We start from the raw sequence: 8,014 nt of genomic DNA, 5'->3' as shown, positions 1-8,014 counted from the left end.
GAAGGGGCGGGACTCCTCCCCCGCGTTCGCGGCGAGGAACTGGAGCTCGGCCATCATCTGCTCATCGGTCTCGAAGACGGGCGGGCGGCGCTCCATGCTGCCGCCGGCCTTCTCCACCCAGACGTGATCGGAACCGATCATGTGGATGTTCTCCACCCCGGGCTCGTCCACGAGTGCCTGGAATCGGCCCAGACGGAACATCGCATCGAAGGTGGCCTGGCGCAGTGCCGCCTGCTCTTCGGCAGTCCATGCGGCGTCGCGGCCGCCGGTCTGCACGTTCTCACGCATCTGCTCGATGATCGCGCGGTCGATGTGCCGCCAGCCCATGGCGTGCAGCTCGCTCTCGGGCAGGTCGATGCGGTCGGCGGTCTCCTCGGCGTGCCAGTCCACGGCCTTGGCGCGCAGCACGTCGACGATCGACCAGAAGCCCGTCAGCTCCGTGGTGTTGCTCGGCCGGGCCGGGGCGCTCTGCTCGGCCTGCGGTGCCGGCTCGGGCACAGCAGTCAGCGGCCGGGACAGCCCGGGCAGCTCAGCGGAATCGGTGGGAGACGGGGTAGTGCCCAGCGGGCGAGCCAGGTGAGCGCCGGCGGAGGCGGGGATCAGGGACGGCCGGGCCGGCTTGGCCGGGGTGCTCTCGGTCAGGAACGGGAGGTTGAGCAGGTCCAGGGACATGTCGGGGGTCAGATCCTTCATCGCTGCTCTCCTCCGGTCTCGGTGGGCATATCCGCCTCGATGAGCTGGCGGCGGGCCATCAGCGCGTCCGCGAGGGAGGCGTTGGCGGCACCGATGGCCCGCGTGTAGGAACGCAGCCTCCAGGACGTCGCCTGGGCGCCCCCGCCGAAGTGAGCGCCGGCTTCCGGGCTCTGGGGAAGGCGTCCACGCACCGGCAGGCCCAGCACCTTGGAGATGTCCTTGGAGGGGAACTCCTGGGCTCGATCTTCGACCACGAGCAGGGAGGACGTGTCCACTGCCCCCGCGGTGGCGCGGGCCTCCAGCACGGCCGGCAGATAGGCACGCGCCGCGGCCACGGAGACCAGGTCGCTGCGCACCACGACGCTCAGGTGGTCGCTGTCGCGCCAGAGCGCCTCCCGGCCGTGGGCATTCTCGGAGCGGCCAGCGTCGACGATCACGTCGATGTCCTGGCCGGAGACGGCGCGCAGAGCCATCATCAACTCCGGCCAGAGGCCCCGCATGGATCGCGCGGCCAGCGGCTCGGACATGGCGGGCAGGAGCCAGCGGGAAGGCTGGCCAGCGTCCTGGCCCGTTCCCAGGTCGACGGCGTAGTCCCAGATGTCCTGCTCCGTCAGGGCCTGTCGCATGGAGTTGTGGGCGATGCCCATCAGGCCGCTGTCGGCCGGCATGCTGCCCTGCAACCACCCGGCGAGCACGGATGAGGGCTTGCTGACGTCGGCCTCCACGAGCAGCACAGGGCGCGGCCACTGCAACGTCATGGCCACGGCCGTGGTGCTCACCCCCGGGCTGACGCCGAAGGCCGCAAGGGTCAGGATGCTCACTTCTGCGCTCCCTGCATGATCACGCTGGCGGTGCCGGCGGCACCCCAGGTGGCGACCTTCTGGGCGTCGGCCTGCTTCACGCGCAGATCCACGGTGGTCTTCCCGCTGTTCTGGTCATGGTGGCTGGCCTCGATCACGGCCGCGACGGGGTCGTGATTCTGGTTCTCGTCACCGGCCTTGGTGTTCTGGTTGCCCGGGGTGAAGAGGACCTGGACGTGATCTCCTGCGGCCATCTCCCGGGCAGGCAGGCGCCCGACCTCCAGAGCCAGGCCCACCAGCGATTCGCCGGCCTCCACACCCAAGGACGTTGCCGTGGACGTGCGCGTGATGGTGCTGCCCGGCTGGAGGTCGGTCGTGGCCACCTGCCCCTGGATCTGCTGGGCCTCGGTCGCGGGGACCAGCGCGCTGGGGTCGCCAGCCACGCGCACGGACGAGAGCATGGAGGACTCGATCTTCTGCCCTCGCTCCACGGGAGCGTTCACCACCAGGTAGGGCTTGGCCTCGTTGGCCTGGGTCCCCACGAACGCGCCGAGGCCGCCCAGGGCAGCCAGGGCGACGGCGACAGCCACACCGCCCACGCGGCGCTTGGCCACCGGCGTCGGCGCAGGACGGCCCACGGGAGCCGCCGCGCTGGAGCCGGCCTCGCTGACGCGCGGGTTCTCGGTGGGGGTCACCTTGGGCGACCGCTTTCTCAGAGCCACCTTGGCCTGCCTTTCTCGCTGCTGAGGGGACTGCACGGGGAGCGTACCAAACCTGCCAGCCGTACTGGCAGGTGGCTTGGTCCTTCACCAGGCATAAAGCCCGGACCGCCCCCTCATGTCCCTCTGTACGGTAGACATTTCTGCATGAGCGCCCCCGCATCCCCCCTCGACACGGCCGTCGTCGCGTTCAACTCCACGCTGCGCATGCGCATCCTCGTGTTGATCGCCCGCTCCCCCGGCCTCGGCGCCCACGACCTCGCCAGGTCCCTGGACATCCCCCGCGCAACCCTCTCCCTGAACCTGCGCACCCTCGAGGAAGCCGGCCTGCTGACCTCCAGCGACACCTCCGAAGCGCGCCGGGGCCGACGCCTGACCTACTGCCTCAACCGGGAGGCCTACAGCGCCATGATCGAGGCCCTGGGCGCGATCGTCGAGCGGTGACCTCATGCCATACCGGCACCACATCAGGAGTGCCGTTCATGCCATAACACCGCCGTATGCGCGCCAGTCCCCAACCGTCCGCTATACCAGTTGCACGCCATAACACTTCGGGAAACCTCTCGGTATTTCCCGAGAGATGCAGTAGACTGAAGGAGTCAGATCACAGGGAACCTAGGAGGTCCTCATGTCCACCCCTGCGCGCTCATACGCCATCCCAGGCGTCCTGGCGGTCGCCAACGGCAAGGGCGGTACCGGCAAGACGTCGCTGGTCGCCAACCTCTCCGGTCTGGCCGCGGCCGCCGGCATCCGCACCCTCACCATCGACCTGGATCCCCAGGGCAACCTCTCCCCCGACCTCGGTCTAGAGAAGTCGGACGGAATCGAGCTGCGTCGAGCCCTCGAAGATGGGGCGCCGCTGCCGATCTCCACGGATCCCATGCGCCCGGGCCTGGGCGTCGTTCGCGGCGGCCCTCGTTTGGCTGACATCATCAGCCTGCTGGTGGCACGCGGCTACGACGCCCCGCCCCTCGGGGCTCTTCTGCACCGGAGCCTGAGCCAGGTCATGGAGGAGTGGGACCTGGTCGTCATCGACACGCCCCCGGGAGACCGCGCCTTGGTCGAGGCCGCCTTCAGCGTCGCCGAGGGCGTGGTCATCGTCTCCAAGACGGATCTCCGCTCCCTCGACGGCGTCGCTGTGACGGCCGAGCGCTTCCAGGCCGTTCACGAGACCACGAACCCCGACGTGCAGCTGTTGGGCCTGGCGCTGTTCGATGTGGAGGCGCGCGCCGTGAAGATCGAGCGAGAGGCCCGCCAGGCGCTCGAGCAGATGCTCCAGGGGCTGGCCTTCGACGAGGCCGTCTTCACCGCCCGTATTCGGCACGCCGCCGGCGCCGCCCAGGACCTGCGCAAGAGCGGACGCCTGGTGCACGAGCTCGAGAGCGATGTGGCCCGCGCTCACCGAGAGCGCTTCGCGCGCATCAAGGCCGGTGAAGCCTCGACCTTCCATGCGTCGACCATGGATGGCCTGGCAGGGGACTACGCCGCACTGGCCCAGGAGATTCTGGGACGCCTGAGCGCCCTGGGTCAGGACGAGGAGGAGGACGCCTGAGATGGAGACCCCCAATCGAGCAGACGGACTCGGCGCTGTGTTCAACGCGCGTGGCCGGGGCAAGAAGAAGCCGGCGGAGAAGGTCGACTCTGTGCCATACGCCATGCCAGAAACCACGCCAGATGCCACACCGGAATCCACGCAGGACACCACACCGGAAACGGTGCCTGTCGCCACGCGGGAGACCGCACCGGAACTGATGCCAGACGTGAGGCGCGCGGTCCCGCAGGAAGGCGCGCAGGTGGTCGAGCTGGACCGTGTGGACGTCCCCGAAGAGGAAGAGCTGGTCGTGCGCAACACGGCCGTCTACCTCCCCGTCCCGGTCCTGGATCGGTTGCGGACCGCGGCCGCCAAGCGGCATCGGACCTACACGGACCTGCTGATCGACGCGTTCGACGAGCTCAGCGACGATCAGCTCTTGGCGGCCTGCGGGCACAAGCCGCGTGGGGACGGGGGGATGCCGCGTGGGCGTCGCGGTGCCGCGCGCGGCCAGGGGGGCGTGCAGGTGCAGCTGCGCCTGGATCAGGAGCAGCGGGGTTGGCTGGATGAGCAGGTGGCCCGTCTAGGCGCCCCCTCCCGGAGCGCCATGGTCGCCTCGGTGTACGACGCCTGGCTGCCGAAGAGCTGAGCCGGCATGAGAAGGGGGGCGGCCCGGTAGGGCCGCCCCCCTTCGTGGTGCATCAGCCCACGCGCAGGTGCCGGGGGCGCTGGTGGGCTGCCTGCGGGACGTGGGTGGCGGAGGGGTGCAGGCGCAGGCCGGAGTCCACCACGGCCACCTTCGCCTGGGGGTAGATCAGCTTCACGGGCTCGAGGTTCTTCAAGAAGGCGGCCTTGAACTGGCGCGGCTGAGCGTACTGGGCGCCGAACTGGGTCTCCAGCTGGCGCCAGGAGACGGTGGTGGTGCGCTGGAGCGTGGACATCCTGTAGGAGAGCCAGACGTAGAGGTCCATGCGCATGGGCGAGCCGCCCAGAGCTGCCAGGGCGGAGGAGAGAACCGGGACGGGGGAGCGCATGACCTCCTCGAAGTAGGGCTCGCTGAGCTCGATGCGCGCATGGTCTGCCCCACGCTGGTACGTGAGCTCGTAGCGGTGGGCCACGTGCATGTTCTGGCCGCTGAGGGTGCGCCGGCCGGGCGTCTCGCGGCTGGTCTCGATGATGATCGAGGTCGTGCTGAGCCGGTGGAGCTGGTCCATCACACGGCGCTGATTCGCCCCGGAGGGGTAGGTGCCGACGCTGGAGAGGAACGCGCGCAGGGAGGGGCCGGGGTCCAGGTGGCGGGAGCGGGTGCGCACGGCCTCGGTGGACATCCAGGTGAGCAGGGAGCGGGCCAGGACGCCGAAGGGGAAGCCAGCCGGGCCGGGGGAGAGCGTCAGGGTGGTGTCTCCGTTGCGTCGGCTCCAGTGGGGGACCGTGGCTCCGGGGTCGCGGTAGGGCAGGCTCAGCTGGGCCCAGATGCGGGTGGAGAAGGCGACCTCGCCGGGGTTCTGCTCGATCTCCTCGCTGAGCTCGAGCAGCCGCAGGCGCCTGGGCGAGAGGGCCGGGCGCGTGGCCGCGTCGATGGAGGTGATGTCCGGCGTGTGGTTCATGGCTGAGGGTGACCTTTCGGACCCGATGACGGGTGGGCGTGGAGGGGACGGAGCGGGTGTGGAGAACTGCGGTCGCCGGGGAGTTATCCACGTGCATCTTGTGACGGGGGCTCATAGTCGGCGGAGTGGACGCAGATTGGGGGCGAAATCGGCGGGATCAAGCCGATCGCGTGTGTGCATCTTGTGACGGTGCGCCGGTCGGGCCGGAGGTTATCCACGTGCATCTTGTGACGGCCAGTGTGTGCATCTTGTGACAGCCACCCCGTCAGAATCGGCATGATTGCACCGATTTTGGAGGGTCCCCATGTAGTAAAACCACATGTATTCCTCCTGTAGTGGGGGGGCGGTTTCGCTGTGCATCCGTGGATAGCCGTTCGGTGAGGTGGTCGCGGTCTGGGGTTCAGGCGGCCGGGGCCTGCTCCATGAGGGCCGCGTAGTCGGGAGCCAGCTCGCTGCGCTCCAGGGCGTAGTCCTTCACGGCCTGGGTCAGGCGAGTGCGCAGGACGTTGATGCGCTTGCACAGGCCGCGGCCGCTGTAGCCGTACTCGTCGCTCAGGGCTGCGCGCTCGGCCTCGTCGGCCAGCTGGTAGCGCAGGAAGACCGCGGCATCGCGGCTGGAGAAGACGGCGTTGTCTCGAGCCCAGGCGATCAGGGCGCACAGGTCCCGGGTGGCACGGCCGTTGTCGGCGGCCTCATCGTCGGCCGGCTCCTCGGCCAGCTGCGGCAGCCAGGAGGGCAGGGCCTCGACGTCGGACTGGCCGTCGTAGAGCTTGCGCTCGAGCAGGGAGTCCTTGAGCACGTCCATGGCGAGGTTGCCGATGCACGAGCCGGCCCGGTGCAGGGAGGGCCTGCGGATCCACTTCCACGCTGCGGCGATGACGGCGGCGGAGACCTCCTCGCGGGCGGAGTGGTCTCCGTGCATGGCGGCCATGCGCATGCGGGTGTGACGGCCGGCGATCAGGGTGAAGCGAGGCAGCATCAGCTGGAGGACGGCGCGGGCGCAGTCCTCGTCGCCGACCGCGGCCTGCTCGAGCAGGCCGCGCATGATCTGCTCACGGGCCTCCACGGTGCTGCGGGCCACCGTCTGGACGAGCTCGATGCCGGTCTGAGTGCCGTGAGGCCAGGGGTGGGAGGTCTCGGCGTAGCGCACGGCCCACTCGGCGTTCAGGCGGTCGATCACGGTCGGGGCGTAGGTGGTGGTGCTCATCGGACTCGGTCCCTCCATCAGTGGTGTCCGGGCGTCCCGGACGGGTCACTGACCAGCCAAACGAGCAGGTCGGGAAACGAATCTGGATCTGGATCTGGATCTGCCGATCGTCTGGATTTCCAGAACCTGGACCGCAGGAGATCGGCGGAATCATGCGGATGTGGGGGAGGGGCGGAGAAAAAGTTCCCGCACGGGAGGGACATCGGTTCCCGCGGGCGGCCTTTAGTCCGGTGAGAGATCGCCCGTCCAAGGAGCCCCCGAGATGTCCGAGCAGACCCCCGAGATCGTGACCGATGAGCAGCTGGCCAGCTTCGTGCGTGAGGCCCAGACCATGCGGGAGGCCGAGACCGTCCTGGAGGCGGGTCTGGCGGACCTGTGTGCGCGGCCGTTCGACCCGGCCAGCCAGGAGGAGATGCGTCGCCTCCTGGACTCCGACCAGCTGCGCGAGGCCACCCTCATCGCCCGGCGGATGGGAGGGCAGGATCGGTGAAACTGCTCTCTCGCAAGAAGAAGACCGAGCCCGCCGCGGAGGCGCCGGAGCAGAACAGCCCGACGCCGGCCAAGTCCAAGGTGAACAGCCTGGCCTCCCGGGTCCTGCTCTACGGGTTCTACGGGGCGATGGTGCTGTGCCTGGGCCTGTCCGGCCTGGCCGTGGTGCTGGCCGCTTCGACGGCATCCCAGCCGGCGCCGACGGTGGAGGTGCCCGACACGTCCACAGCCGAGGGCGTGGCGACCTCCTACGTCTCGGCGTGGCTGCGTGCCACCCGCGATGACCAGAGCCTGCTGGAGCCCTACATCGGTGGCACGAAGATCCCCCAGCTGCCCGTGGAGCCGCTGGGCGTGCGCGACGTCGCCGTGGCCGGCGTCCAGCGCGGCCAGGACCCGAGCATCACCTCCGTGACCGTCGCCGCCCACGTGGAGCAGCGCTCCGGGGCGCCGAGCACCCCGGGCGCTCCGCAGGCGGCGGATGCGACGGAGAGCCTGTCCCTGCTGGGGCAGGCAACCGCCTCGCCGACGTCCTCTGCCTCGCCGTCGCCGTCCCCGTCTTCGGCCAGTCCGTCTCCGGCGGCTGGGGCCACCGCCAAGCCGGTCCCCTACACGCTGCGGTACTACCAGGTGGCCGTTCACGAGCAGGCCCCCGGCCAGTTGCAGGTCATCGGCTACCCCACCCCGGTGCCGGGGCCGGCTCATGGAGACCCCGTCACCCTGAACTACTCCCATCGGGTCGGCCCGGACACCGACCTGGGAAAGATGCTCGACGGCTTCCTCCAGGCCTACGGCGCCAGCCGCTCGGATGTCTCCCGCTTCCTGGCCCCCGGCTACAAGCTCGCCGCCATCGACCCCGCCCCCTACACCCGCCTGTTCATCCAGGAGATCCGCACCGACCAGGCCCTGGACTCCGTCCAGCCTGGCACCCCGGTGCGCGCCCTGATCCAGGCGGAGGCAGAGCTGCCCGA

General features: G+C 69.7%; 9 protein-coding genes and 1 pseudogene. 5 read left to right on the top strand and 5 right to left on the bottom strand.

Annotated elements, in window-relative coordinates:
- The 3 genes and pseudogenes from J1M39_RS11715 to J1M39_RS11705 form a co-directional block, all read right to left on the bottom strand.
- Positions 1 to 693 (bottom strand): annotated as a pseudogene (locus tag J1M39_RS11715) (hypothetical protein); the annotation flags it as partial.
- Entirely contained in the window at positions 690 to 1,514 is an 825-nt protein-coding gene (locus J1M39_RS11710) for a hypothetical protein (protein ID WP_031943866.1), read from the bottom strand. The pseudogene J1M39_RS11715 and the gene J1M39_RS11710, both read right to left, overlap by 4 nt.
- Positions 1,511 to 2,215, bottom strand: a complete 705-nt coding sequence (locus tag J1M39_RS11705) for an SAF domain-containing protein (RefSeq protein WP_180951258.1) — start codon at positions 2,213 to 2,215, stop codon at positions 1,511 to 1,513. The genes J1M39_RS11710 and J1M39_RS11705 overlap by 4 nt, the downstream gene beginning before the upstream one ends.
- A 144-nt stretch (positions 2,216 to 2,359) precedes the next feature.
- Here J1M39_RS11705 and J1M39_RS11700 point away from each other — a divergent pair, with 144 nt between their 5' ends.
- The 3 genes from J1M39_RS11700 to J1M39_RS11690 all read left to right on the top strand — a co-directional run bounded on the left by J1M39_RS11700 (position 2,360) and on the right by J1M39_RS11690 (position 4,392).
- Positions 2,360 to 2,656, top strand: coding sequence for a helix-turn-helix domain-containing protein (locus tag J1M39_RS11700; protein WP_101966134.1), 297 nt, complete (start codon positions 2,360 to 2,362; stop codon positions 2,654 to 2,656).
- 184 nt (positions 2,657 to 2,840) lie between these two features.
- On the top strand, positions 2,841 to 3,764 hold the full coding sequence (locus tag J1M39_RS11695) for a ParA family protein (RefSeq protein WP_061873039.1): 924 nt from the start codon (positions 2,841 to 2,843) through the stop codon (positions 3,762 to 3,764).
- Between the two features lies 1 nt (position 3,765).
- On the top strand, positions 3,766 to 4,392 hold the full coding sequence (locus J1M39_RS11690; protein WP_101966133.1) for a hypothetical protein: 627 nt from the start codon (positions 3,766 to 3,768) through the stop codon (positions 4,390 to 4,392).
- A 52-nt stretch (positions 4,393 to 4,444) separates the two neighbouring features.
- Here J1M39_RS11690 and J1M39_RS11685 read toward each other — a convergent pair whose 3' ends face one another.
- Together J1M39_RS11685 and J1M39_RS11680 are read right to left on the bottom strand one after the other, a co-directional pair.
- Complete coding sequence (locus tag J1M39_RS11685; RefSeq protein WP_101966132.1) at positions 4,445 to 5,350, bottom strand: replication protein RepA; 906 nt, start codon at positions 5,348 to 5,350, stop codon at positions 4,445 to 4,447.
- A 400-nt stretch (positions 5,351 to 5,750) separates the two neighbouring features.
- Positions 5,751 to 6,557: a hypothetical protein gene (locus J1M39_RS11680; RefSeq protein WP_101966131.1), complete on the bottom strand. Its 807-nt coding sequence runs from the start codon at positions 6,555 to 6,557 to the stop codon at positions 5,751 to 5,753.
- 262 nt (positions 6,558 to 6,819) lie between these two features.
- On the opposite strand from J1M39_RS11680, the gene J1M39_RS11675 reads away from it, so the two are divergent.
- Both J1M39_RS11675 and J1M39_RS11670 read left to right on the top strand, forming a co-directional pair.
- Complete coding sequence (locus J1M39_RS11675) at positions 6,820 to 7,047, top strand: hypothetical protein (RefSeq protein WP_069941630.1); 228 nt, start codon at positions 6,820 to 6,822, stop codon at positions 7,045 to 7,047.
- The coding region (locus J1M39_RS11670) for a hypothetical protein (RefSeq protein ID WP_206496828.1) at positions 7,044 to 8,014 on the top strand (971 nt) is incomplete at its 3' end. The genes J1M39_RS11675 and J1M39_RS11670, both read left to right, overlap by 4 nt.

This window comes from Micrococcus sp. KRD077 (assembly GCF_017168505.1).
GTDB classification, from domain to species: Bacteria; Actinomycetota; Actinomycetes; order Actinomycetales; family Micrococcaceae; genus Micrococcus; species Micrococcus luteus.
This window is presented reverse-complemented; position numbering and strand designations above follow the sequence as displayed.

Coding starts and splice junctions, on each gene's coding strand:
- J1M39_RS11700 (WP_101966134.1), top strand. CDS start 2,360: ATGAGCGCCCCCGCATCCCCCCTCGACACGGCCGTCGTCGCGTTCAAC.
- J1M39_RS11680 (WP_101966131.1), bottom strand. CDS start 6,557: ATGAGCACCACCACCTACGCCCCGACCGTGATCGACCGCCTGAACGCC.
- J1M39_RS11690 (WP_101966133.1), top strand. CDS start 3,766: ATGGAGACCCCCAATCGAGCAGACGGACTCGGCGCTGTGTTCAACGCG.
- J1M39_RS11675 (WP_069941630.1), top strand. CDS start 6,820: ATGTCCGAGCAGACCCCCGAGATCGTGACCGATGAGCAGCTGGCCAGC.
- J1M39_RS11685 (WP_101966132.1), bottom strand. CDS start 5,350: ATGAACCACACGCCGGACATCACCTCCATCGACGCGGCCACGCGCCCG.
- J1M39_RS11695 (WP_061873039.1), top strand. CDS start 2,841: ATGTCCACCCCTGCGCGCTCATACGCCATCCCAGGCGTCCTGGCGGTC.